23 protein-coding genes and 1 pseudogene are annotated in these 23,481 nt (G+C 70.9%); 9 read left to right on the forward strand and 15 right to left on the reverse strand.

Annotation, left to right across the window (positions count from 1 at the left end):
* Positions 1–56 precede the first annotated feature (56 nt).
* Complete coding sequence (locus Z052_RS18125) at positions 57–2,303, forward strand: thioredoxin domain-containing protein (RefSeq protein ID WP_094520474.1); 2,247 nt, start codon at positions 57–59, stop codon at positions 2,301–2,303.
* 58 nt (positions 2,304–2,361) lie between these two features.
* A complete protein-coding gene (locus Z052_RS18130; protein ID WP_049929442.1) occupies positions 2,362–3,486 on the forward strand; it encodes a geranylgeranyl reductase family protein in 1,125 nt (374 codons plus the stop codon).
* 39 nt (positions 3,487–3,525) lie between these two features.
* On the opposite strand, the gene Z052_RS18135 is transcribed toward Z052_RS18130, so the two are convergent.
* Positions 3,526–4,005 carry a TRAM domain-containing protein gene (locus tag Z052_RS18135; protein ID WP_049929441.1) on the reverse strand — a complete coding sequence of 160 codons (480 nt, stop codon included), beginning with the start codon at positions 4,003–4,005 and terminating at the stop codon, positions 3,526–3,528.
* 96 nt (positions 4,006–4,101) lie between these two features.
* Between Z052_RS18135 and Z052_RS18140 the strand changes: the two genes are divergently transcribed.
* Complete coding sequence (locus tag Z052_RS18140; protein WP_049929440.1) at positions 4,102–5,340, forward strand: mandelate racemase/muconate lactonizing enzyme family protein; 1,239 nt, start codon at positions 4,102–4,104, stop codon at positions 5,338–5,340.
* A gap of 225 nt (positions 5,341–5,565) precedes the next feature.
* On the opposite strand, the gene Z052_RS18145 is transcribed toward Z052_RS18140, so the two are convergent.
* Positions 5,566–6,351 (reverse strand): PHP domain-containing protein, encoded by a 786-nt coding sequence (locus Z052_RS18145; protein WP_049929439.1) that lies wholly within the window; start codon positions 6,349–6,351, stop codon positions 5,566–5,568.
* A gap of 180 nt (positions 6,352–6,531) precedes the next feature.
* On the opposite strand from Z052_RS18145, the gene Z052_RS18150 reads away from it, so the two are divergent.
* A complete protein-coding gene (locus Z052_RS18150; RefSeq protein ID WP_094520475.1) occupies positions 6,532–8,643 on the forward strand; it encodes a peroxidase family protein in 2,112 nt (703 codons plus the stop codon).
* 48 nt (positions 8,644–8,691) lie between these two features.
* Here the strand turns inward: Z052_RS18150 and Z052_RS18155 are convergent.
* The 6 genes and pseudogenes from Z052_RS18155 to Z052_RS18180 form a co-directional block, all read right to left on the reverse strand.
* A pseudogene (locus tag Z052_RS18155) lies at positions 8,692–9,910 on the reverse strand (MFS transporter).
* A gap of 81 nt (positions 9,911–9,991) precedes the next feature.
* Positions 9,992–10,627 carry a hypothetical protein gene (locus tag Z052_RS18160; RefSeq protein ID WP_094520476.1) on the reverse strand — a complete coding sequence of 212 codons (636 nt, stop codon included), beginning with the start codon at positions 10,625–10,627 and terminating at the stop codon, positions 9,992–9,994.
* Positions 10,617–11,729, reverse strand: a complete 1,113-nt coding sequence (locus tag Z052_RS18165) for a DUF3179 domain-containing protein (RefSeq protein WP_094520477.1) — start codon at positions 11,727–11,729, stop codon at positions 10,617–10,619. Before Z052_RS18165 ends, Z052_RS18160 begins: the two co-directional genes overlap by 11 nt.
* A 103-nt stretch (positions 11,730–11,832) precedes the next feature.
* Positions 11,833–12,405, reverse strand: a complete 573-nt coding sequence (locus Z052_RS18170) for an MOSC domain-containing protein (protein ID WP_094520478.1) — start codon at positions 12,403–12,405, stop codon at positions 11,833–11,835.
* The gene (locus Z052_RS18175) at positions 12,405–12,812 is read right to left on the reverse strand and encodes a hypothetical protein (protein ID WP_086216715.1); all 408 of its coding nucleotides are present in this window, start codon (positions 12,810–12,812) and stop codon (positions 12,405–12,407) included. Before Z052_RS18175 ends, Z052_RS18170 begins: the two co-directional genes overlap by 1 nt.
* Positions 12,813–12,867: 55 nt before the next feature.
* On the reverse strand, positions 12,868–13,785 hold the full coding sequence (locus Z052_RS18180; protein WP_094494226.1) for a PLP-dependent cysteine synthase family protein: 918 nt from the start codon (positions 13,783–13,785) through the stop codon (positions 12,868–12,870).
* 218 nt (positions 13,786–14,003) lie between these two features.
* Between Z052_RS18180 and Z052_RS18185 the strand changes: the two genes are divergently transcribed.
* Positions 14,004–14,390 carry a thioredoxin gene (locus Z052_RS18185; RefSeq protein WP_049929430.1) on the forward strand — a complete coding sequence of 129 codons (387 nt, stop codon included), beginning with the start codon at positions 14,004–14,006 and terminating at the stop codon, positions 14,388–14,390.
* 27 nt (positions 14,391–14,417) lie between these two features.
* On the opposite strand, the gene Z052_RS18190 is transcribed toward Z052_RS18185, so the two are convergent.
* Positions 14,418–14,633 (reverse strand): hypothetical protein, encoded by a 216-nt coding sequence (locus tag Z052_RS18190; protein WP_049929429.1) that lies wholly within the window; start codon positions 14,631–14,633, stop codon positions 14,418–14,420.
* A gap of 110 nt (positions 14,634–14,743) precedes the next feature.
* Here Z052_RS18190 and Z052_RS18195 point away from each other — a divergent pair, with 110 nt between their 5' ends.
* Positions 14,744–15,487 (forward strand): ThuA domain-containing protein, encoded by a 744-nt coding sequence (locus Z052_RS18195; protein ID WP_049929428.1) that lies wholly within the window; start codon positions 14,744–14,746, stop codon positions 15,485–15,487.
* A gap of 151 nt (positions 15,488–15,638) precedes the next feature.
* Here the strand turns inward: Z052_RS18195 and Z052_RS18200 are convergent, their stop codons facing one another.
* On the reverse strand, positions 15,639–16,307 hold the full coding sequence (locus Z052_RS18200) for a helix-turn-helix domain-containing protein (protein WP_086216718.1): 669 nt from the start codon (positions 16,305–16,307) through the stop codon (positions 15,639–15,641).
* An 84-nt stretch (positions 16,308–16,391) separates the two neighbouring features.
* On the opposite strand from Z052_RS18200, the gene Z052_RS18205 reads away from it, so the two are divergent.
* Positions 16,392–18,044 carry an NADH-quinone oxidoreductase subunit D gene (locus Z052_RS18205; RefSeq protein ID WP_094520480.1) on the forward strand — a complete coding sequence of 551 codons (1,653 nt, stop codon included), beginning with the start codon at positions 16,392–16,394 and terminating at the stop codon, positions 18,042–18,044.
* Between the two features lie 195 nt (positions 18,045–18,239).
* Here the strand turns inward: Z052_RS18205 and Z052_RS18210 are convergent, their stop codons facing one another.
* From Z052_RS18210 to pyrB, 3 genes are all read right to left on the reverse strand, one after another.
* The gene (locus Z052_RS18210) at positions 18,240–19,100 is read right to left on the reverse strand and encodes a hypothetical protein (protein ID WP_094494224.1); all 861 of its coding nucleotides are present in this window, start codon (positions 19,098–19,100) and stop codon (positions 18,240–18,242) included.
* A 395-nt stretch (positions 19,101–19,495) separates the two neighbouring features.
* Positions 19,496–19,954, reverse strand: coding sequence for an aspartate carbamoyltransferase regulatory subunit (gene pyrI, locus Z052_RS18215; RefSeq protein WP_049929424.1), 459 nt, complete (start codon positions 19,952–19,954; stop codon positions 19,496–19,498).
* On the reverse strand, positions 19,951–20,898 hold the full coding sequence (gene pyrB / locus Z052_RS18220) for an aspartate carbamoyltransferase (RefSeq protein WP_086216721.1): 948 nt from the start codon (positions 20,896–20,898) through the stop codon (positions 19,951–19,953). The genes pyrI and pyrB overlap by 4 nt, the downstream gene beginning before the upstream one ends.
* A 210-nt stretch (positions 20,899–21,108) precedes the next feature.
* Between pyrB and Z052_RS18225 the strand changes: the two genes are divergently transcribed.
* A complete protein-coding gene (locus Z052_RS18225) occupies positions 21,109–21,426 on the forward strand; it encodes an ASCH domain-containing protein (protein ID WP_049929422.1) in 318 nt (105 codons plus the stop codon).
* Positions 21,427–21,447: 21 nt separating this feature from the next.
* On the opposite strand, the gene Z052_RS18230 is transcribed toward Z052_RS18225, so the two are convergent.
* The gene (locus tag Z052_RS18230; RefSeq protein WP_049929421.1) at positions 21,448–21,783 is read right to left on the reverse strand and encodes a 2Fe-2S iron-sulfur cluster-binding protein; all 336 of its coding nucleotides are present in this window, start codon (positions 21,781–21,783) and stop codon (positions 21,448–21,450) included.
* A gap of 82 nt (positions 21,784–21,865) precedes the next feature.
* Positions 21,866–22,372 (reverse strand): hypothetical protein, encoded by a 507-nt coding sequence (locus Z052_RS18235; RefSeq protein WP_089307587.1) that lies wholly within the window; start codon positions 22,370–22,372, stop codon positions 21,866–21,868.
* 105 nt (positions 22,373–22,477) lie between these two features.
* Here Z052_RS18235 and mvaD point away from each other — a divergent pair, with 105 nt between their 5' ends.
* A complete protein-coding gene (gene mvaD, locus Z052_RS18240) occupies positions 22,478–23,476 on the forward strand; it encodes a phosphomevalonate decarboxylase MvaD (RefSeq protein WP_049929418.1) in 999 nt (332 codons plus the stop codon).
* Positions 23,477–23,481: the final 5 nt, after the last annotated feature.

Here is a 23,481-nt window from a genome sequence, read left to right on the forward strand (position 1 = left end):
CGGCGGCGCTCGGCGCGCCCCGGACGCCTTTTGTCGCGCCGGGCCGAACCGGGCCCATGTCACAGCCGACCGAGCGGAACCGCCTCGACGGGGAGGCGAGTCCCTACCTCCGACAGCACGCCGACAACCCCGTCAACTGGCAGCCGTGGGGGGACGCGGCGTTCGAGCGCGCCCGCGAGCACGACGCGCCGGTGTTCGTTTCCATCGGCTACTCCTCGTGTCACTGGTGTCACGTCATGGCCGAGGAGAGCTTCGAGGACGAGTCGGTCGCGGCGGTCGTGAACGACTCGTTCGTCCCGATCAAGGTCGACCGCGAGGAGCGCCCGGACGTCGACAGCACGTTCATGACCGTCTCCCAGCTCGTCACCGGCGGGGGCGGGTGGCCGCTCTCGGCGTGGTGTACGCCCGAGGGGAAGCCGTTCTACGTCGGGACGTACTTCCCGCCCGAGCCGCGGCGGAACCAGCCCGGGTTCCGCGAGCTCTGCGAGCGCATCGCCGACTCGTGGAGCGACCCCGAGCAGCGCGAGGAGATGGAGCGGCGCGCCGACCAGTGGGCCGAGAGCGCGCGCGACGAGCTGGAGTCGGTGCCGACGCCGGAACCGCCGGCTTCGGAGGAGGGGGGCGCCTCGCCGCCCGGCGACGACCTGCTCGACACGGCCGCGGCGGCCGCGCTGCGCGGCTACGACGAGGAACACGGCGGCTTCGGGAGCGGCGGCGCGAAGTTCCCGATGCCGGGCCGGATCGACCTCCTGATGCGGGCGTACGCCGGCCGCGGCCGCGACGCGCTCCTGTCGGCCGCGACCGGAACCCTCGACGGGATGGCCGACGGGGGGATGTACGATCAGATCGGCGGCGGGTTCCACCGCTACGCGGTCGACCGCGAGTGGACCGTCCCCCACTTCGAGAAGATGCTGTACGACAACGCCGAACTACCGATGGTCTACCTCGACGGCTACCGGCTCACCGGCGACCCGAGGTACGCTCGCGTCGCGAGCGAGTCGCTAGCGTTCCTCGACCGCGAGCTGCGACACGAGGGCGGCGCCTTCTTCAGCACGCTCGACGCGCGGAGCCGACAGCCCGCGAGCCGCCGGGACGACGGGGATGCGAGCCGCGGAGACGGCGAGGGCGCGAGCGACGGCGAGGACGTGGAGGGCGCCTTCTACGTCTGGACGCCCGAGGAGGTGGACGCCGTCCTCGACGAGCCGGCGGCGTCGCTGGCGAAGGAGCGGTACGGGATCCGGCCCGGCGGGAACTTCGAGCGCGGCACGACGGTCCCGACGGTCGCGGCGTCGGTCGCGGAGCTGGCCGCGGACCGCGAGCAGTCGCCCGAGGCGGTCCGCGAGACGCTGACCGAGGCGCGCACGGCGCTGTTCGACGCCCGCGAGTCGCGACCGCGGCCCGCCCGCGACGAGAAGGTGCTAGCGGCGTGGAACGGGCGTGCGATCTCGGCGTTCGCGCGGGCCGGGGACACTCTCGGCGAGCCGTACGCCGAGAGCGCCCGCGAGGCACTCGACTTCTGCCGCGACCGGCTCTACGACCCCGACGCCGAGACCGGCGCGCTCGCCCGGCGCTGGCTCGACGGCGACGTGCGCGGGCCGGGGTACCTTGACGACTACGCGTTCCTCGCCCGCGGCGCGCTCGACACCTACGCCGCGACCGGCGACCCGGAGGCGCTCGGATTCGCCTTAGATCTGGCCGACGCGCTCGTCGCGGAGTTCTACGACGCGGACGACGATACGATATACTTCACGAGCGACCTCGACGGGGACGGGACCGGCGGGGCGGGAGAGCGCGCCGACGCGGGCCCGCTCATCGCCCGGCCGCAGGAGTTCACCGACCGGTCGACGCCGTCGAGCCTCGGCGTCGCGGCCGAGACGCTCGCGCTCCTCGACGGGTTCCGGACCGGCGGGGAGTTCCGGGAGATCGCCGAGCGCGTCGTGACGACCCACGCCGACCGGATCCGCGGCGGTCCGCTCGAACACGCCTCGCTCGTCCGGGCCGCGGACCTCGTCGAGACCGGGGGGATCGAGGTGACGGTCGCCGCCGACGAGGTGCCGGACGAGTGGCGCGAGACGCTCGGCGAGCGGTACCTGCCGGGCGCGCTCGTCGCGCCGCGCCCGGCCACGGACGCGGGCCTTGACGAGTGGCTCGACCGCCTTGACATGGTCGAGGCCCCGCCGATCTGGGCGGACCGGGACGCGACCGACGGCGAGCCGACCGCCTACGTCTGCGAGGGGTTCGCCTGCTCGCCGCCCCGGACCGACCTCGATGCGGCGCTCGCGTGGCTCGGCGGCGACGAGTGATCCGCGAACCGGTCGGGAGCCGGAACCGTTTAGCCGTCTCGGGACGGTGATTACGGGCGTGTACGACTTCGTCGTCGTCGGAGCGGGGCCGGCCGGGTCGCGGTTCGCGCGCCGGGCCGCCGAGGCGGGACGCGAGGTCCTCCTGCTGGAGTCGGGGACCGTCGGCGAACCGCTGGCCTGCTCCGGCCACGTCTCGACGGACCTCTGGGAGTACGTCGACGACGGGGCGGTAGACCGGCTCCGGCAGAACCGAGTGTTCGGCGCGCGGTTCCACGTCGGCGGGCCGGAGTCGGCCCCCTATCCGTTCTACAAGCGGGAGCCCGTGTCGAACGTGATCGACCGGGTCGGCCTCGATCGGACCTTGGCGGACCTCGCCGAGGACGCGGGCGCGGACCTCCGGGAGGGCCACACCGTCGTCTCGGTCGACGAGCGCGGCGACCGCGTCGTCGTCGAGGCTAGCCTCGCGGACGGCGCCACCGAGCGCTTCGAGGCGCGCATGGTCGCCGGGTGCGACGGTCCGACCTCGCGGGTGCGCCGCGCGCTCGACCTCCCGGAGCCGGACGAACTGCTCCACGGCGTCCTCGCGTTCGACGACGCGGCGGACGCGGGCGACTACGTCGACGTCCACCTCACCGCGCCGACGTTCTTCGCGTGGCGGATCCCCCGCGGCGACGCCGGCGTCGAGTACGGGCTCGCGGCGCCGCCGAGCGAGGACGTGTCGGCGGGCTTCGACCGGCTCACGGACGCGTACGGCGCGACGACGGACCGTCGCTGCTCGGGCGCGATCCCCGTGGGACCGCCGGCGCGGACGACGAGCGACCGCGGCTTCCTGATCGGCGACGCCGCCGCGCAGACGAAGCCGTTCACCGGAGGCGGAATCTTATACGGGATGCGCGCGGCCGATGTCGCCGCGGCGGCGATCGACCCGCGCGACCCGGCGACGCTCGCCGACTACGAGTCGCAGTGGCGCGAGGAGCTGTCGACGGAGATCCGGCTCGGGAAGGCGATACGGCGGTGCTACTCGCTGCCGGAGCCGGTCCAGCGGGTCGGGCTGCGGGCGCTCTCGGGCGAGATCGGCGTCCACATGGACGAGCCGTCCTCGTTCTTCTCGCCGTCGAACCTCCGGGCGCTGTTCTCGCGGGCCGAGCCGCCCGAGGAAGGCCGCGTAGAGAGAGACGCGTGACGGCGGCCTCGAAGGGTCTCGCGACCTCGCAGCGCGGCGCTACTCCTCGACGACGTTCGCGAACGAGACGTTCTCCCGGACGCTCGTGATCTCGACGGTCGGCTCCTCGCCGGGCTCGGCGTCGGGGACGATGACGACGTAACCGCGTTCGATCTTCGCGATCCCGTCGCCCTTGTCGCCCAGCGTCTCGATCGTCACCTCGCGGACCTCTCCCTCCGAGACGGGCGGGTCGGGTTGGACGGCCCCGGCGGCCCCGCGAGAGGTGGGTCGATCGCCCCCGTCGGACGGGGGGCCGCTGGCGTCGGCGTCGGCGTCGGGAACGGACGACGCGGCCCCGTCGTCGGCCGCCGCCGACGGCTCGCCGTCGGAGCGGTCGAGGACGGCGATCCGGTACGTCTCGCCGACGCTGACGCTTCCGTGTTCGATCTCCGACGCGGGGACGGTGACGACGTAGTCGTCGCCGCGGGACTCGACCCGACCCGTGTACAGACACGCGAGAGAATCCGTGATTTCGACCATGCCCACCCGTTGCGCGCACGGGGATGAAAAGCCACCTGTTCAGGCGTCCCACGCCCGATGGTAAACGTTTACCCTGTTCCGAATAAATTGGGGGGTATGAGCCGGAACTACGAGTCGCTCCACGACCCGAACGCGGAGTACACGATGCGGGAGCTCTCCGCCGAGACGATGGGGACCACGGGGACGCGCGGCGGCGATCGCAACGTCGAGATCACGGACGTCCAGACGACGATGGTCGACGGGAACTTCCCGTGGACGCTCGTCCGCGTCTACACCGACGCGGGCGTGGTCGGCACCGGCGAGGCGTACTGGGGCGCCGGCGTCCCGGAGCTGATCGAGCGCATGAAGCCGTTCGTGATCGGCGAGAACCCGCTCGACATCGACCGCCTCTACGAGCACCTGATCCAGAAGATGTCCGGCGAGGGCTCCGTCGAGGGCGTCACGGTCACGGCCATCTCCGGCATCGAAGTCGCGCTCCACGACCTCGCCGGCAAGATTCTCGACGTGCCCGCCTACCAGCTGCTCGGGGGGAAGTACCGCGACGAGATGCGCGTCTACTGCGACTGTCACACCGAGGACGAGGCGGACCCCGAGGCCTGCGCCGACGAGGCCGAGCGCGTCGTCGACGAACTCGGCTACGACGCGCTGAAGTTCGACCTCGACGTCCCCTCGGGCCACGAGAAGGACCGCGCGAATCGCCACCTCCGCCCCGGCGAGATCCGCCACAAGGCGGAGATCGTCGAGAAGGTCACCGAGCGCGTGAAGGACAAGGCGGACGTCTCCTTCGACTGCCACTGGACGTTCTCGGGCGGCTCCGCGAAGCGCCTCGCGGACGCCATCGAGGAGTACGACGTGTGGTGGCTCGAAGACCCCGTCCCGCCGGAGAACCTCGAAGTCCAGGAGGAGGTCACGAAGAACACGGTCACGCCGATCGCGGTCGGCGAAAACCGCTACCGCGTCACCGAGCTCCGCCGGCTCATCGAGAACCAGGCGGTCGACATCGTCGCGCCCGACCTGCCGAAGGTCGGCGGCATGCGCGAGACCCGCAAGATCGCCGACATCGCGAACCAGTACTACGTGCCGGTCGCGATGCACAACGTCGCCTCGCCGGTCGCGACGATGGCCGCGGCGCACGTCGGCGCCGCCATCCCGAACTCGCTCGCCATCGAGTACCACTCCTACGAGCTCGGCTGGTGGGAGGACCTCGTCGAGGAGAGTGTGATCGAGGACGGGTACATCGAGGTGCCGGAAGAGCCGGGCCTCGGCGTCACGCTCGACATGGACGCCGTCGAGGACCACATGGTCGAGGGCGAGACGTTGTTCGACGAAGCGTAAGCCGAAGTCGAACTCGATAGGAGAGCGGAGCGAGCCTATCGGTGTTCGACGAAGCGTAGCTTCGTCGGGCGAGCGAATCTCCGATTCCCGTCGTCCGATCCGGCGTAAGCCGGGGCGAGCCAGCAGCGCGAAGCGCTGCGCTGTTTGACGAGGCGTAAGCCGAAATCAAACGAGGAAATAGCTGCGTTTTCGAAGGTCGCTCTCTCGAGGGCGTGAGCGACCGCGTCAGGCGTCCGCGACGATCCGGTCGAGGGGGACCGGCTCCAGCCCGCGACGGTCGAGTTCCGTCTCGATCTCTTGTACCCGGGGATCGATCACGTCGGGCTCGTGGCTGTCGGTCCCGACGCTCACGTCGACGCCGGCGTCGACGAGGCGGTCGAGGAAGGCGGGGGCCGGGTGGAACTCGCCGTAGCCGTCGAGCAGCCGCCCGGCGTTGATCTCCGGGACGGTCCGCGAGTCGCGGAACGCCTCGGCGACCGCGGCGTAGTGGTCCTCGGTCGCGAACCCGCGGAGGTGGGGGTTGCGCTCGACCAAGTCCGGGTGCGCGGCGATCGCGAACAGCTCCGACTCGACCAGGGCGACCAGCTTCTCGAAGTACCGGTCGACGAGTTCGCGGCGCTCCGCCTCGGGCTTGTCGGCGAAGTGCGAGCGCGTGTGGACGTTGACGCCGTCGAGGTCGTGGACGCTGCCGACGGCGTAATCGAAGTCCGCCTCGTCGAGGAACTCGGCGATCGCGTCCGCGTGTTCGGGGTCGTAGTCCATCTCCGCCGCGTCGAACACGTCGACGTCGACGTCGTCGCGGACCGACTCGATCGCGTCGCGGCGCCGCTCGTAGGTCAGGTCGAGGTTGAACCCGAACGCGCGCTTGTGCTCCCGCGCGTTCGGCGCCGGCGAGACGTTACAGTGGTCTGCGAGCCCGATCCCGTCGAGCCCGGCGTCCGCGGCGGCCTCGACCATCCACCGGAGGAACGCCCCGTCCGAGTAGTTCGTGTGGGCGTGGTAGTCGTACACGACGGCAGTTCGTCTCGGGCGGACTCGAATGTTCGGGTCGCGTGCGAACGGCTGGCGTGCGGAGGCCCGTCAAGCGCGCGTCGCCCGACCGACGGGAGCGAAGCCAGCAATATAATCCGGGAAACGAGTTGAAAGTTCATTTAGATAATTTTTTGATACTTATGTGTGTCACATCAACCCATGGGCGCTACCGACAAGATAACATGTCGCGTCGTCGACGGCGATTCCCGGCCGCTGGCGGGGCGGATAGTCATCGGCGAACGGGAGGACGGCGACCGCATCGGCCACTGGATGACCGAGGACGACGGGAACTTCGTCCTCGAAGCGGACGGCGGCGCCGACCTCGACAAGGTCTCGTTCACCGTGCGGAACCCCGCGCGGGGCGGGACCGAGGAGCCGGTCCGACGGCGGCGACGACCGGACGGGAGCGAGGCGGCGCTCCACCTCTCGGTGAACGCGCGCAGCGTCGCCCTCCACGGCGGGAGCGACCACCGCGGGATGAACGAGGCCGCGTGTACGGCCGCGGGCCCGGTCCGGAGCCACCGGTTCCACACGCAGTTCCCCGAGCTGGACCCGTACGACCGCGACGAGGAGTTACTCCGGACGCTCGGCGGCGCCGACGGCGAGGCGGGGGCGCCGATGATGGAGTCGCCCGACGACCCGGTCGGGGACGCCGAGACGCCGGCCGGCTACGGCATCTTCGGTCAGTTCGTCGACCACGACCTCACGTTCGACCCGACCTCCGACATCGACCGGCGCAACGACCCGGCCGCGCTGCGGAACTTCCGGACGCCGGCGCTCGACCTCGACTCGCTGTACCGGACGAACGCGGAGGCGGCGCCGTTCCTCTACGACCACGAGACGGACGAGCGAAAGCTTCTCACCGGCGACGCGGTCGCGCCGGACGCCGAGGACGGCGGCGGGCTCTCGGGGCTCCCGGGGACGGACCTCCAGCGGAACGAGCAGGGGATCGCGCTGATCGGCGACCCGCGGAACGACGAGAACGTCGTCGTCTCGCAGCTCGAGCTCGCCTTCGTGAACTTCCACAACCGCGTCGTCGACCACCTCCGCGGTCCCGGATCGTCGCTCGTCGAGGACGGCGAGTCCGTCCTTGAAGCCGCGCAGCGACTCGTCAGGTGGCACTACCAGTGGGTCGTGCGACGCGACTTCCTCCCCCGGATCTGCGACCGCTACGTCCTGGCCGACATCGAGGAGCGGGGCCGACAACACTTCGTGCCGCCGGGGCGCACGCCGGCGATCCCGGTCGAGTTCGGAGGCGCCGCGTACCGCTTCGGCCACAGCATGATCCGACACGCGTTCGACGTCAACGACGAGGTCGGCGAGGTGCCGCTGTTCCCGACCGGCCCCGGGGACGGGCGGAACCTCCGCGGCGGCCGACCGGTCCCGAGCGACCTCGTCGTCGACTGGTCGCGGCTGCTCGACACCGGCGACGGCGACTACCAGCCCTCGCGGAAGATCGAGCCCCTCCTCGCGCCGACGTTGTTCAACCTCCCGATCGCCGGGGACTCCTCGCTCGCCGTCCGGAACCTCCGGCGCGGGAAGGCGCTCGGCCTGGCCTCCGGACAGGACGTCGCCGCGCGGATGGGGTACGATCCGATCCGCAACGAGGCGTTCGGCGACGAATCGGCGATCATGGAGACGCTGCGGGCGCACGGTCGCGGCGCAGACCCCGACTCGCCGCTCTGGTACTACGTGCTCGCCGAGGCGGACTACCAGCAGGACGGCGAGCGACTCGGCGCGGTCGGCAGTCGGATCGTCGCCGAGACACTGATCGGGCTGATCGAGGCTGACGAGACCGCCTACCCCAACGCCGCGCCCGACGGCTGGGAGCCGAGCCTCCCGCAGCCGACGGCGACCGACGGGTACACGCTGGCGGACATCACGGCGTTCGCGGCCGAGGCGAACCCCGACGGACTGGTGATCGAGGCCGTCGACGCGGGCCCGGGGAGCGGCGGCGATGCGGGAGCTAACGGTGACGCCGGCGACGTGACCGGCGACGCGCTCGACGAGTCGGTGACCCTGCGGAACGCCGCGGCGGAGCCGATCGGCCTGACCGGGTACGTCATCGACCTCGACGGCCAGCGCGACGACCTCCCGGACGCGACGCTCGGGCCCGACGAGACCCTGACGGTTCACGTCGGCGCCGGCGCGGACACGGCGACCGACCACTACCTCGGCCGCGACGCGCCCGCGCTCGACGACGAGGGCGAGGTCGTCACCGTGTACGCCCCCGACGGCGAGCGCACGACGAGGCGGCGGTACGTCGGTTAGGCGGCCGTACGTCGGCTAACGGGCAGTACGTCGGCGAGGCGCCATCCCTCACCGCCGCTCGCCGACGAGCGCGTTCGCGGAGATGACGAGGAACGCGACCCCCGACATGCCGGCGATGACGGCGAACGACGCGCCCCAGCCGAACAGGTCCGCGACGAGCCCGACGCCGACCGAGCCGGCCGAGCCGATCACCGTGTAGACGGTCCGTATCAGGCCGAACCCGGCGCCTCGTTCCGCGTCGCCGAGGGCGTCCATGAATCGCGGGTCGATGGCGGAGAAGAAGCTCGACCCGAGCCCGGCGAGCAGCACGACGATCCCGAGCCCACGAGACCGTCGGCAGCGCCGGTAGCCCGACCGGGACCGGCAGCCGGACGAGGTCGGGGAGCGCCACCAGCCCTCCGAGGCCGAGCGCGCCGCTGAGGAGGGCCGCGGCGATGCTCGCGTCGCGGCCCAGCCGGTCGGAGAGCCGGCCGAGCCCGACCTGCGCGCCGGCGCGGACGACGAAGAACGCCGAGAAGACGCCGCCGGCGAACGCGGGGTCGTACCCCCGGAGCTCCACGAGGAACGTCGGCAGGAAAGAGATGACGCCCTGCGCGACGTACGTGCCGAGCGTGGCGACGACGAGCGGGACGAGCACCTCACGGCGCCCGACCAGTTCGAGCAGCGGGCCGACCTGGAGCCGCTCCGCCATCGGCTGGTCGGGGCGCCGCGGCTCGGTCGGCCGGACCCGCCGCGCGAACAGGAGGAAGATGGGAACCCCGACGACCGCGGCCAGCGCGACCCCGGGCCGCCAGCCGTAGCGGACGCCGACCCACGTCGCGGCGACCGGCGCCACGAGCCCGGCGAGCGGGCCGCCGAGCGAGTGGATCCCGACCGCGGTGCCGAGGTCGTCGAACGTCCGCGAGAGCAGCGTGGTCGCCACCGCGTAGTGGAGCCCCGCCACGAGCCCGAGGAGCACCGCCGCCAGCACGAACGCGGGGAAGACCGGTACGACGGCGAGCGCGAGGCTCATCGCGGTCGTGCCGCCGACGGCGACGAGGATCACCCGACGCTCGCCGAACCGGTCTGCGAGGATCCCGCTCGGGAACTGCGAGAGGCCGTAGGCGAACCACATCCCCGAGAGCGCCACCCCGACCGCCGTGTTCGAGACACCGAAGTCGTCGATGATGAGGGGGACGACTGGACTGATCGCCAGCCGCGCGAAGTACGTCACGAAGAACGCCAGCATACACAGCGTCAACACCGTGTGGCGGTACCGCCAGCTCATCCGACAGTCACGGGCGACTCATCGGGGCGGTCGGCCGTCAACACTTTCGGTTCCAGCAGGCCGTGAGCCGGTCGGGCGAGGTCAGCCCACGGCCCCCGGGTCGACCCGGCTCCCGACCCACAGGAGCGTGAGGAGGAGCCCGGCCACGGACGCCGGCATGAACCACCGGAACGCGGCGAGCAGTCCCGCCGAGGCCTGAAGGCCGATCACCGCCAGGAACGCGGGGCCGCAGCAGGCGACCCCGGAGAGGATCCCCGGAAGGCCCGCGGCGACCCCCGCGCCGGCGCCGATCCGACAGGCCGAGGGGCCGCGCCACGCGACAACCGAGACGGCGAGCGTGACGCCGACGAGCACCGCGAGCGCGAGCCCGAGGGCGGCGTTGACGGGAGCGAAGAGGTACTCGACCGGTCCCGCGGAGAGCAGCGCCACGGGCTCGTACTGGAACGGCGCGACGCGCCGGGTCGCGAGCGCGACCGGGTCGGCGGCGACGACGAGGTCGAACCGCGGCGTCCCGGCCGACTCGACCGCGCCGGCGCGCAGACCGAGGTGGCCGAGTCCGAGGTGGTAGGCAATGAGATAGGCGCCGGTGACGGCACCCGCGGTCGCCCGGCCGTCGCGCCGACCGAGGGCGGCGCGGACGGCGAACACCGTCCGGCGGACGAGTCCGGCGAGCCACGCGCGCGGCGACGCGGCCGGCGCGGCGGTCTCAGCCCCCATAGCCCGCCCGCGTGTGCTCCCCGACGAACGCGGTGTCCGGGTAGAAGCCGTACCAGGCGAACCACATCGCGTCGAACGCGAGCAGCCGTTCGAGCGGCAGGTCCGCAGCCTCGAACCCGCCCTCACCGTCGACTCGGTACTCGTCGCCGTCCGGTTCGACCGCGACCTCGTCGGGGTTCCGGTAGACGTACCCCGTCGAGAGGGCAGGGTCGGCGACGGCGATGACGGCGGGGCCGCCCTCGCCGACGTTCCCGGTCAGCACTCGCTCCGAGAGCAGCGTGGTCTTGTCGAAGGCGACCGCGCCCGTCGCGGTCCGCGCCCCGATGACGACGGACTTCGCGTGGCCGTCCTCGGGGGACGCGAGCGGCGGGAACCTGGTCCCGTCCCGCACGTAGTACCCGCTCAGCGGCGCGTAGCTCCCGTACGGGTCGCTGTCGTAGCGGCGGACGTAGCCGGTCTCCTCGGTCATGAGGGAAGCGTCGGGATGTCGCGTCGCCCACTCGCCGGCGGTCGTCCACACGACGCGGAACTCGTCGAGGGTCTCGTCGGCCATCGACCCGTCGACCCCGGTGGCGAGCATCTGCGGCCACCAGCTGTCGGTGGCGCGGTCGTACATGATCAGGTTCGAGTTCACGAGCCGGCCCGACACGCCGAACGTCGTGTCGCCGCGACGGAACCCCTGTGCCGTCCCGGTGAGCGGGCAGTAGGTGATCGCGACCGACTCGCCGCCGACCTCGTCGTTGACGATCTCGTGGTGCGAGAGGATGCGACGTGGATACGCCTTCGCCTCGCCGCCGCGGACGACGCCGAACACCGGCTCGTTGCCAGCCATATCCGCCTCCGCGATCGGCCGAAACGCGGGGTCGTCGACGGAAGGGATCCCATCCTTGCCGACGCCGCCGTCGAGCGACTCGGAGACGAGGGTGTCGGCCTCGTACGCGAGGTGATAGCCGGCGTCGACGGTCGGCGGGGGAGCTCCGGCACCCGTGTCCTCAGCGCCTCCGGTGACGGAGTCCGTCGCTCGGCCCCCGAGGCAGCCGGTGAGGGACGCCCCGCCGACCGCCGCGATCCCGGCCAGCGCCGCGCGACGGGTTCGGTACATGTCGTCGTCTCCGGCTTCGAGCGTATAAAATCCGCAGCGCAGGTGTAATTCACACGCACAGCCGATCTCCGGCGGCAGTCCGATGCCCGACGAGGCGGGGTCGCTACTCGTGACCGCTCGACGATCGCTCCCGCAACCGGTCGGCGATCGCCGCGCCGGCGGTCCGCGGGTCGGCCTCCCGCACCGTCACCGGATCGCCGACGGCGACGGACCCCGGTTCGACCACGTCACAGCAGAGGCCGCCGCGGTTCCGGAGCGCCGACGCGAGGCCGTCCTCGCCGGCGAGCTCCTCGAGGTGCGCACACGGCGGTCTCCGTCGGGTCGGTCGCAGGAGGGCGTCGCCGACCGCGACGGTCGCGCCGAGGAGCGAGTCCATCTCCGCGCCGAACCCCTCGACGACCACGTTGCGACGGTGACGGCCGTCGCGCACGTCGATGCCGGTCGCCTCACGGACCGCGGTCAGCGCCTCCCCGGCGACGAGCGTGACCGCGCAGCCGTCGAGTTGGAAGTGGCCGTCGCCGCGGCGGTAGCGGTCCCCCTCCACGCCGTCGGGACAGACCTCGACCGCCTCGCGACGGACCGGCGGGGCGCCGCCCTCGGGGGCCGTCACGAGCGCAGTGACCGCGCCGGGGCCCGCGTCCGCATCGTTCGATTCGGGTCGCCGATCGGCCGGCATCAGGGCTCCCCGAGAAGCGTCGTGTCGTCCGGCTTCAGCCATTCGCGGTGCGCGTAGTAGAGCGCGGCGACCGGAGGCGCGGGGAGCGCGGCCAGCGCGTAGATCCACTTGAAGACGCCCAGGTCGGCGACGCGTCGCTCGGCGAGCGAGAGCGCGTCGAGCAGGATCGTTGCGGTCGCCAGGGGCGCGAGCAGGTAGCTGTGCGCGAAGGCGACGGCCGGTCCAACCGGGGTCGCAGGCGTCAGCAGCGCCCAGTCGACCGCGTACAGGACCGTCCATGCTCCGACGGTCGCCGCTATCGCGGCGAGCCACGGTCCGTCGAAGCGGCGGTCCGAGCCCCCCGTCGGACCGCCGTCGGCCGGGTCGCGGTCGGGCGGCTCCGTCTCCGATTCGGCGCGCGTGTTCACGCCCGATCTGGGCGCCGAACGCTAATCAACACCGGGGTCGACCGCCGCGGCGCGGTCACTCGCCGAAGGTCCCCGCCGTCAAGTACCGCTCGCCGCTGTCCCAGAAGACGGTGACGACGAGGGGTTCCTCGCCGACGAACGCGCCGCTCTCGCGCAGTTCGGCCGCGACGACCTTCGCCGCGAGGTTCGACGCGCCCGACGACTGGCCGACGAGGATCCCCTCCTCGCGAGCGAGCCTGCGGCACTCGGTCTCGGCGTCGCCGAGTTCGACCGTGTGGACCTCGTCGATCAGGTCCACCTCGAGGTTCGGCGAGACGAAACCCGGCCCCATCCCCTGGAAGTCGTCGGCGCTCGGCTCCTCGCCCGAGAGGACGGCGTTGTCCGCGGGCTCGACGGCGTCGATCCGGACGTCCGGGAACGCCTCTCGGAGACGGCGGCCGATCCCGGTGATCGTCCCGCCGGTGCCGACCCCGGCGACCAGGGCGTCGACGGTGCGGTCGCCCACCTGATCGAGTATCTCCGGGCCGGTCGTCTCGTAGTGCGCGCGGGGGTTGGCGGAGTTCTCGAACTGGCGGAGCTGGACGGTGTTCGGCTCCGCCTCCAGCTCGTCGGCGCGGTCCTTCGCGTCGGAGATGTCGCCGTCGACGAGCTCGACAGTGGCGCCGTACGCCCGCATAAGTCGGCGGCGCTCGATCGATTTCCCTTCGGGCATCACGAGGGTGACGTCGTAGTCGCGCGCCGCGCCGACCATCGCGAGGCCGATGCCGGTGTTGCCCGACGTGGGCTCGACGATGCGGTCGCCCCGCTCGATCTCGCCCGCATCCTCGGCGGCCTCGACCATGTACAGCGCGGGGCGGTCCTTCGCCGAGCCGCCCGGGTTGCGGGACTCGACCTTCGCCGCGACCGTCGTCCCCGCGGGCGCGTCGACCCGCACCAGCGGCGAGCCGAGCGTCGACAGGATGTCGTCGTCCATTACCCGAACCGAGGCGGTCGTGACCCAAAGGCCCCGCGGACTCCGGCAATCGATGTCGCCCGCGGCTGGGGCTTCGGGGGTGTCAGCAGTCGGTCTGTAGCCGAGGACAGAAATCAGGCGTGTCTGCGAACTCGACGAGGTGTCGTCGACGGACCCGAAGCGAATGTGCTCTTGCCACCGACGCGCCGTTTACGTGCCTCCGTGATCTATCGATCCCCATGACTCTCGAAACGCTCGCGCCCGCGGACGACCTCGACGCGGACGCGTTCGACGACTCGGTTCTCGACGCGCTCGCGGCGGACGACTACGTGTTCAAAGTGTGGGGCGGCGACTGGTGTATCGACTGCCAGCGACAGCTCCCCGAGTTCGGTGCCGCGCTCGCCGCCGCCGGCGTCCCGGACGACCGCATCGAGTCGTTCCCGGTGACGAAGGGCCCGGACGGGAAGGAGGGCGAACTCGTCGAGGCGTACGAGATCGGGCTTATCCCAACCGTCGTCGTCGAGTCGCCAGAGGGCGAGGAGGTCGCGCGGTTCGTCGAGGAGGAGGCCGTCTCCATCGCTGAGTACCTCGCGGACCGGCTCGCGGACGTCGAAGCGACGGCCTGAGTCGACGTTCGGGGCCGCGACACGGACTCAACCGTCTTCGGCGTTCACGTCGCCGGCGTAGTAGAGCGCGGCCATCACGACGCCCATCGTGACTGCCTGAACCGTCGTCGACGCCCCGAGAGCGACGCCGACCGCGAGCACCGACGCCGTCACCACGGCGCCGGTGAAGAGGGCGTAGCGCAGCCGCGAGAGGCCGCGCGCCCAGTCGTCGGCCCGGCGGTACAACTGTCGGGGACCAGCCATATGCCGTGGTCTCGCGCGCGGAGCAAGTACCTTCGGGTGGGCGCCTATCGCCGAGTCCGCGCGCCAGGGCGAGGCCGACCGCTCAAGTCGGTGCGGCGTCGACCCCGGGCATGGCACGCGTCACGGTCTGGAACGAGTACCGCCACGAGCGCGAGAGCGACGCCGTCGCCGAGGTGTACCCCGACGGCATCCACGCCGTCGTCGCCGACGCGCTCCGCGAGGGGGGCCACGAGGTCCGCACCGCGACCCTCGATGAGGGACCGGAGCACGGGCTCACTGAAGCGGTCTTGGACGACACCGACGTGCTCGTCTGGTGGGGCCACGCCGCTCACGACGAGGTGCGCGACGCGGTCGTCGACCGCGTCCACGAGCGCGTCCTCGACGGGATGGGCCTCCTCGTCCTCCACTCCGCCCACTACTCGAAGATATTCAGGCGGCTGATGGGGACCAGCTGCTCGCTGAAGTGGCGTGAGGCCGCCGAGCGCGAACGGCTCTGGGCGATCGAGCCGAGCCACCCAATCGCGGACGGGATCGGCGAGGCGATCGAACTCGACGAGACGGAGATGTACGGCGAGCGGTTCGACGTGCCGGCGCCGGACACGCTCGTCTTCACCTCCTGGTTCGAGGGCGGCGAGACGTTCCGCTCCGGCTGCTGTTACCGCCGCGGGAACGGGCGGGTGTTCTACTTCCGGCCCGGTCACGAGACGTACCCGATCTACTACGACGAGGACGTCCGACGGGTGCTCCGGAACGCGGTCGGCTGGGCGGAGCCTGGCGACGGGCCGACGCCCGAGTTCGGCAACGCGGACCCGAGAGAAGAGATCGACACGAGCGACGACCGGACCGTTCACTGAGGAGAATCGTCGAACGGGCGCGTCGTCGAACGGGCGCGTCGTCGAACGGACGCGTCGTCGAACGGACGCGTCGTCGAACGGGCGCGTCGTCGGACGGACGCGTCGTCGGCCTGGCGCATCGTCGGGCGAGAACGCCGTCAGCCACCCGCTGTCAGGCCACGTCGCGCAGTCGCATGAACGCGTTCATCATGGCCGATTCGGCTTTCCTGAGGTGTTCGGACGCGGTGCTCGGCGAGGCGCCGATCCGCTCGGCGACATCCGAGACGGACGCCGCGCGCGGGGACTCGTAGTAGCCGCACTCGACGGCGGCCGCGACCGCGTCGAACTGCCGGTCGGTCAGTCCCGGGTCGAAGAGGTGCTGGCGCCAGTCGTACTCGCCGATGCGGAGGACCTCGCTTTCGATCCGCTCCGGGAGCGCGGCGAGGCCCTCCCGGAGCGGCTCGTGATCCCCGAGGATCGTCAGCCTCGCGACGCCGCTCGGACGGAAGTCGATCGGCGGGACCACGACGATGCCGGTCCGCCGGAGCGACCCGAACATCGCGTCGTCGACGGCGTCGCGCCGTTGCGTGAGGAAGACGTAGTAGCCCGTCCCGTCGATCCGGGTGACCTCGAACTCCCGGATGCGGTCGACTGACCGCAGCGCGTCGACGTACACGTCGATGTCCCCTTCCACGTAGAACAGGAAGGTGTCGGCGGTCTCGTCGAAGAGGCTGCCGTGAAGGAGCACGTCCCGACCGATGGCGTCCGACTCGTCGACCAGTCGGTGCATCGGATGCATGAGTTCCGGCGGGTACCGGAGTTCGAGGCGCAGATACTTCACGGCGGACAATGACGACGGCGGTTTTATAAATATCCGTACTGAGCCGGCAGAAGCCTCGGGTCGTGCGCTCGCGTCTCTTCCGGTATGTCGACAGAGCTGCTGCGCGAGCGCGACGACGAGGAGACGGCGGACGCGTTTTCGTCCGTCCGCGGGCTGATCACGGGGCGTGAGAGCCACCTGAACGCCCCCGCGGCGAGGGTCCGACCCGACGCGGTTCAGGAAGCGCTCTCCACGCTGCGAGACGAGGCGGGGTACGACCACCTCGCCTGCGTCACGGCACAGGAGTACGAGAACCGGTACGAGTCGATCTACCACCTGCGCTCCTACGACGACCCGACCCGAGAGCTCAGCGTCGTGGTTCCCACCGACAAGGAGGACCCGGTCTCGGAGTCCGCCGCGTCCGTGTTCCGCACCGCGGACTGGCACGAGCGCGAGGCGTACGACCTCGTCGGGATCGAGTACGACGACCACCCGGACCTCCGCCGGATCCTGCTCCCCGAGACGTGGCAGGGGCACCCCCTGTCGATGGACTACGATAAGGATCAGCCGCAGATCGCCGCCCTCTCCGAGAACGAGCCGATCGAACCCGGGTCGTCGACCGCGACCGGCAGCGACACCATGCTGCTCAACATCGGGCCGCACCACCCCGCGACCCACGGCGTCTTACACCTCCAGGTCACCCTCGACGGCGAAACGGTCGTCGGCGTGGAGCCCGACATCGGCTACATCCACCGCTGCGAGGAGCAGATGGCGCAGTCCGGGACGTACCGTCACCAGATCATGCCGTACCCCGACCGCTGGGACTGGGGCGGCGCGGGGCTGCTCAACGAGTGGGCGTACGCCCGGGTCGCCGAGGACCTCGCCGACATCGAGGTGCCAGAGTACGCGCACGTCGTCCGCACCATGGCCGCGGAGTTCAGCCGGATCCTCTCGCACATGCTGGCGATGGGCGCGTACGCGCTCGACGTGATCGGCGACTTCACGGCGACGTTCATGTACGCCATACAGGAGCGCGAGCGCGTTCAGGACATCGTCGAGGACCTGACGGGCCAGCGGCTGATGTTCAACTACTTCCGGCTCGGCGGCGTCGCGTGGGACCTCCCCGAACCCCGTGAGGAGTTCCTGCGGAGCGTCCGCGAGTACCTCGACGGCCTCCCGCGCCGCATCGAGGAGTACCACGACCTCCTGACCCGGAACGAGATCCTCCAGCTCCGCACAGTGGACACGGGAACCCTCCCGCCGGAGGTCGCGAAGAGCTACGGCGCGACCGGCCCCGTCGTCCGCGGCTCGGGGGTTGACTACGACCTCCGCCGCGACGACCCGTACGGCTACTACGACGAGCTCGACTGGGATGTGGTGACCGAAGACGGCTGCGACAACTACAGTCGCCTGCTCGTCCGGATGGGCGAAGTCGAGGAGTCCGCGAAGATCATCGAGCAGTGCGTCGACCTGCTCGAAGACTGGCCCGAGGACGAGCGGACCGTTCAGGCGAACGTCCCGCGGACGATCCGGCCGGACGACGACACGGAGATCTACCGGGCCGTCGAGGGCGCCAAGGGCGAACTCGGCATCTACATCCGCGCCGACGGCACCGACAAGCCCGCCCGGTTCAAGATCCGCGGGCCCTCGTTCTCGAACCTCCAGACGCTGCCGGAGATGGCCGAGGGGGAGTCGATACCGGACCTGATCGCCGCGCTCGGCAGTCTCGACACGATCATGGGAGAGGTCGACCGCTGAGGCGGCGCGGCGAGCCGGCGGCTCATCGGTGTAGGACGACCGCCGCTACGGCGCGGACGTTGAAAGGCGATCGCCTCGCGCGAACGCGAGACGACCGGTTGTGTCGCACGCCGGCGGCCGGTCGAGTAGCAGTCGACCGCGGGCGTATTTAAACCCTCGTCCACGGAGTCGCAAGCGGACGGCCGACGCGCCCGGTCACTCCGGCCGGTGGACCTCGCCGTCGCGCGAGTCGGCGTCCTTCCGGCGGACCGCGGCGGCCGCGTTGTTCGCGTCGTAGCCGAAGAACACGTCCTTCGCGTACGTCTCGGCGACCTCGGTCGCGTGGATCAGGTCGTCGACGTCGACCTCGACCGCGTACAGTTCCAGCGAGAACGGCGTCTCCGGCGGCGCGCCGTGGAGGGAGTAGTCGCCGCCGAGCATCGAGCGGAACCCCCGCGCGATGGTCTCCAGCCAGTAGGTCGTCGCGTACTCGGTGTCGTACAGCGGGACGACGAACTCGTCGACGTGGGCGGCGAGGCGGTCGACATCGAGGCCGGCCCGCTCGTAGAGGTGGTCGGGGTACGGGTCGGGATACAGCGTCAGCAGGAGTCGGCCGGGGACCAGATCGGCCGCCTCGGCGACGAAGTCGGTTATCACGTCCGCGCGCCAGTCGGCGAACTCCTCGCGGTCGCTCTCGGCGAACAGGCGCTCGCAGCGGTCGCAGTGACAGAACCCCTCGCGGGGGAACCCCACGTCGTCGAGGCGCACGTCCTCGTTCTCGGCGGCGCAGTCCGCGATGATCTCCAAGAGTCCCTCGCGGTACTCCGGGTGTGTCGGGCAGATGTACGCCCAGTCGAAGTAGTCGCGGTCGCGGGTCGCCGGCTCGCCGCGCTCGTCGACCGGGACGAGGTCGTCGTCCTCGCTCGCGGCCGCGTTGTCGCCGAAGCACGACACCATGTTCACGGCGTCCGGCAGGGGCTCGGCCGCCCGCCCCGTGACGTCTTTCACCTCGTAGAAGCCGAGGTCGAACGGCTCCATCGCGACCTCGTCGGCGTTGCGCGTGACGACCCCGTACATGGAGTTGTATACGTGACTGGTCGGTAAAAACGGACGGTATCGGGGTGGTCGATCGGGGAGGCGAGTCGACGCGGAGTCTAATTCGGCGTGCCGTGCGGCGAGTGGTGTGACGAGCGCGGCGTCGAGCGGAGAGCGCGAGCGCGGCGTCTCGCGGTTACTCCACTTCGACCGGCTGTTTGTCGCCGGCGAACAGGAAGTACGCGAGCGCGACGAGCGACAGGACGAGGACGAGCTTGGCTTTCTTGCTCATACTTGCCGGTTGGAACGGTGGGCGGTAAAACCTACCGGACCGAGAACAGGTCGCCCCGAATAGGTCGGAACAAGACAGGTCGCCCCGAGTAGGACGGACCGAAAACAGGCTGCCCCGAGCGGAGCGACCCGCGGCGCCGGCCGTCTCAGACGTCGATGTGATCGGCGATGTCGGACCGCAGGATCGTCGCGCAGTAGTCGCAGCGCACGCCGTCGGCGACCACGTCGAACCGCGTCTCGACCGGCTCGCCGGCGTTGGTGATACAGTTGCGGTTCGGACAGGAGAGCACGCCGGTGACGCCGTCGGGACGGGTGACCCGGTTCTTCTCGACGACCTCGAAGTCGCGGACGATGTTGATCGTCGCCTCGGGCGCGATGAGCGAGAGCACGTCGACCTCCGACTGCGACAGCTCCCGGTCCTCGACCTTCACGATGTCCTTGCGGCCGAGCCGGTCGGAGGGGACGTTCATCCCGACGGAGACGCCCAACCCCTCGGAGCCGTCGATGCCTAAGATTGCGAGGACGTTCAGCGCCTGGCCCCCCTCGACGTGGTCGATAACGGTGCCGTCGCGGATCTTCGAGACGCGCAGCTCGTGATCGCTCATCGACCCACCTCCGTCCCCTCGTCGCCGTCGGGGTTCGCGTTCTCCAACAGGGTGTCGAGCAGCGCCATCCGCACCGGGATCCCGTTGTGCGCCTGCTCGAAGTAGCGGGCGTGGTCGGTCTCGTCGACGTCGGGCGCGATCTCGTCGACGCGCGGGAGCGGATGCATCACGGTGAGGTCGTCGGGGGCGTCCGCCAGCGTCTCGGCATCGATCTGGTACTCGCCCGCGACGCGGTGGTACTCGTTCTCGTCCGGGAACCGTTCCTTCTGGATCCGGGTGACGTACAGCACGTCGAGCTCGTCGAGGACGGGTTCGAGATCGTCGTGTTCGCGGATCTGCGCGCCCGTCTCGTGGAGGTCGAAGCGCACGGAGCGCGGGAGCCGCAGCGACTCGGGGCTGATGAAGTGCTGGTTGGCGTCGAACTCCGTCAGCGCGGCCGCAAGCGAGTGGACCGTCCGGCCGTACTTCAGGTCGCCCATGACCCCGATCGTGAGGTCGTCGAGCCCGTGGTCCTCGCGGATCGTGTGGAGGTCGAGGAGCGTCTGGGAGGGGTGTTGTCCGGCGCCGTCGCCCGCGTTGACGACCGGCACGTCGACGCGCTCCCCGGCGAGCGTCGCGGCACCCTCGCTGGGGTGGCGGAGGACGAGGGCGTCCGCGTACCCCTCGATGACGCGGACGGTGTCGGACAGCGACTCCCCCTTCGAGACGGACGAGGAGTCGACGTCGCCCATGTCGATGGTGTTCATCCCGAGGCGCTTGGCCGCGCTGTCGAAGCTCATCCGGGTCCGCGTGCTCGGCTCGAAGAAGCAGAGCGCGAGCACGCGGCCGGCGTGCCGGTCCGCGTAGGCGGCGGGGTCGTCGGCGACCGCCCGGGCCCGGTCGAGTACGGCCTCGATGTCATCCCGCGAGAGCTGGGTCGCGGTGATGAGGTGGTCCTGTCGCATCGTCAGAGATGGGTGTCGGCAGTATCTTGAATCCCTCGGCTCGGGGCGCAGCGCGGGTGTTCACGGACGTGCGTACCCGCTCGGGTCGCCGTTTCGATATCCGCAACGCGCCCCGAACCGGTCCGGGATCGGCGCGACAGAGTCGAAGACTCGCCGCCGTGCCGGCCCCTCGCCGCCGTACATAAGCCGCCGCGGACCGAAGCGGATCGCATGGCAGACAACGACCCGGCCGACCTGCTCCCGAACGACCGCGTGAAGCAGGCGGCCCTCGACGGCGAGGTGACGCAGCTCCACCGCGGGAACCGATACGGCGAAGAGGGCGACACCTTCGAGATCGACGGCGTCGCCTTCGAACTGGTCGAGGTGACCGAGCGCACGCTCGGCGACATGACCGACGAGGACGCGAAACGCGAGGGGTCGCCGTCGCTGTCGGCGTACAAGGAGCGAATGGTCCGCGCCCACGGCGGGAACTTCGAGTGGGACGACGACGCCGACGTGGTCAGACACCGGTTCGAGCGTGCCGAGTAGGACCGGAGATGATGAGGTAGTTCAGTCGTCGTCCGCGGCCGCGCCGTCGCCCGCTGCGGTCGCCGCGTCGTCCTCGATGCTCGGCGGGTACTTCCCGCGGTCGAGCTTCAGATCGGACTGCGGGCGGGCCATACAGGTGAGCGCGTACCGCTCGGCCTCCTCGTCGGAGAGGCCGCGAGCCGCGGGCTGTGTCACCTCGCCCTCGACGATCTCGGCGGAGCAGGCGAGACACATCCCGACGCGGCAGGAGTACTCCTGAGCGATCCCCTCCTCGAAGCAGGCGCTGAGGATCGTCTCCGTGTCGGCCACCTCGATCGTCTCGTCGGTGCCGACGAACTCGACGGTGTACTCTGTCATGGCGCGGAGTACCCGCCGACCGGTCAAAAAGGGTTCCCTCTATCCCGTCGCCGGCGCGGGGACGGAAGCGAGCGCTCGGTCGCTACGCGGCGGCGTCCGAGCGCTCGTTCCGCCTGTCACGAACGGTCCGCGCCACGACTAACACGCCGACGGCGACGAGGAAGTCGCGACCGATCGATCCGAACACGTCGACCCACAGGCGCAGGATCTGCGGGTCGGCCGCGAAGGTCCCCGACCACAGCAGGGTCCTGAGCGAGTGGGGAGCGACTCCGACGTACTGTCCCGCGAGCCCGCCGATGAGCGCGCCCGCGAAGAGCGCGAGTAACGACCGGCCGGTCAGTGGAATCCGCGAGCCGGGAGCGATAAGCGCGTAGAACGCGACGAACAGAAGCCCCGGCACCACGAGGTAGGTTCCGGCGACGTCGACCACGAGGTCGAGCGGCGTTCGGGCGGTCACCGGCTGTCCCTCCCGTATCGCGTACTGGCGGGACCGAGTCACGGCTTCGAGGAACACCACTCCCGCCGTGACGGCGGCGAGGGCGTACGGCTTCGCTCGCGGCCGGCGGAGGAGCGCGTCGCGGCGGACCATGTCGGGCCCTGCGTCGCATCTCAGTAATATCTTGTTCCGACAACGGTCGCGCACCGCCTCCCACCTATCGCAACGACTAATCCCCCGCCGGACGCTTCCCGAGACATGACCGGCAAGGCCACCGCGCGAGCCCACCCGATTCAGGGGCTCGTCAAGTATCACGGGATGCGCGACGAGGAACTGCGGCTCCCGTACCACGACAGCATCAGCCTCTGTACCGCGCCGACCGCCACGACGACCACCGTCGAGTGGCAGCCGGACGCGAGCGAGGACGCATACGTCATCGGCGGCGAGGCGGTCGACGGCCGCGCGGCCGAGCGCATCGACATGGTCGTCGACCACGTCCGCGACCTGGCCGGCGTCGACGCCGCCGTCCGACTGGAGAGCGAGAACTCCTTCCCGTCGAACATCGGGTTTGGCTCCTCCTCGTCGGGCTTCGCGGCCGCCGCACTCGCCCTCGTGGAGGCCGCGGGCCTCGACATGTCTCTCCCGGAGGTCTCGACGGTCGCCCGCCGCGGCTCCTCCTCTGCCGCCCGCTCGGTGACGGGCGCGTACTCGCGGCTCGACGCCGGGCTCAACGACGAGGACTGTCGCTCCTCCCGGCTCGACGTGGGGGTGAGCGAGGACGGCTTCGACCCCGAGGAGGACCTCCGAATCGTCGCCGCACACGTCCCCGCGTACAAGGAGACGGAGGAGGCCCACCGCGAGGCCGCCGCGAGCCACATGATGCAGGCGCGGACCGCGCACGTCCAAGACCAGCTAGTCGAGATGACCGACGCGCTCCGCACGGGCGACTTCGACCGGATCTTCGAGACGGCGGAGCACGACTCGCTGTCCCTGACGGCCACGACGATGACCGGCCCCGCGGGATGGGTGTACTGGCAGCCCGAGACGATCGCCGTGTTCAACGCGGTGCGCGAACTCCGCGAGTCGGGCGTCCCCGTCTACTTCTCGACCGACACCGGGGCCTCGGTGTACGTGAACACGCTCGCGGACCACGTCGACGAGGTCGAGGGCCGGATCGCCGAGATCGGCGTCGACACCGACGTCTGGGAGGTCGGCGGTCCGGCGCGCGTCCTCGACGAGAGCGAGGCGCTGTTCTGAGGGGC

The organism is Halorubrum sp. C191 (genome assembly GCF_002727095.1).
Lineage (GTDB): Archaea > Halobacteriota > Halobacteria > Halobacteriales > Haloferacaceae > Halorubrum > Halorubrum ezzemoulense.

Coding starts and splice junctions, on each gene's coding strand:
- Z052_RS18180 (WP_094494226.1), bottom strand. CDS start 13,785: ATGGACGACGACATCCTGTCGACGCTCGGCTCGCCGCTGGTGCGGGTC.
- Z052_RS18165 (WP_094520477.1), bottom strand. CDS start 11,729: ATGTACCGAACCCGTCGCGCGGCGCTGGCCGGGATCGCGGCGGTCGGC.
- pyrB (WP_086216721.1), bottom strand. CDS start 20,898: ATGCGACAGGACCACCTCATCACCGCGACCCAGCTCTCGCGGGATGAC.
- Z052_RS18210 (WP_094494224.1), bottom strand. CDS start 19,100: ATGTACGGGGTCGTCACGCGCAACGCCGACGAGGTCGCGATGGAGCCG.
- Z052_RS18195 (WP_049929428.1), top strand. CDS start 14,744: ATGGCACGCGTCACGGTCTGGAACGAGTACCGCCACGAGCGCGAGAGC.
- Z052_RS18170 (WP_094520478.1), bottom strand. CDS start 12,405: ATGCCGGCCGATCGGCGACCCGAATCGAACGATGCGGACGCGGGCCCC.
- Z052_RS18225 (WP_049929422.1), top strand. CDS start 21,109: ATGGCAGACAACGACCCGGCCGACCTGCTCCCGAACGACCGCGTGAAG.
- Z052_RS18230 (WP_049929421.1), bottom strand. CDS start 21,783: ATGACAGAGTACACCGTCGAGTTCGTCGGCACCGACGAGACGATCGAG.
- mvaD (WP_049929418.1), top strand. CDS start 22,478: ATGACCGGCAAGGCCACCGCGCGAGCCCACCCGATTCAGGGGCTCGTC.
- Z052_RS18140 (WP_049929440.1), top strand. CDS start 4,102: ATGAGCCGGAACTACGAGTCGCTCCACGACCCGAACGCGGAGTACACG.
- Z052_RS18150 (WP_094520475.1), top strand. CDS start 6,532: ATGGGCGCTACCGACAAGATAACATGTCGCGTCGTCGACGGCGATTCC.
- Z052_RS18135 (WP_049929441.1), bottom strand. CDS start 4,005: ATGGTCGAAATCACGGATTCTCTCGCGTGTCTGTACACGGGTCGGGTC.
- pyrI (WP_049929424.1), bottom strand. CDS start 19,954: ATGAGCGATCACGAGCTGCGCGTCTCGAAGATCCGCGACGGCACCGTT.
- Z052_RS18235 (WP_089307587.1), bottom strand. CDS start 22,372: ATGGTCCGCCGCGACGCGCTCCTCCGCCGGCCGCGAGCGAAGCCGTAC.
- Z052_RS18185 (WP_049929430.1), top strand. CDS start 14,004: ATGACTCTCGAAACGCTCGCGCCCGCGGACGACCTCGACGCGGACGCG.
- Z052_RS18190 (WP_049929429.1), bottom strand. CDS start 14,633: ATGGCTGGTCCCCGACAGTTGTACCGCCGGGCCGACGACTGGGCGCGC.
- Z052_RS18160 (WP_094520476.1), bottom strand. CDS start 10,627: ATGGGGGCTGAGACCGCCGCGCCGGCCGCGTCGCCGCGCGCGTGGCTC.
- Z052_RS18125 (WP_094520474.1), top strand. CDS start 57: ATGTCACAGCCGACCGAGCGGAACCGCCTCGACGGGGAGGCGAGTCCC.
- Z052_RS18205 (WP_094520480.1), top strand. CDS start 16,392: ATGTCGACAGAGCTGCTGCGCGAGCGCGACGACGAGGAGACGGCGGAC.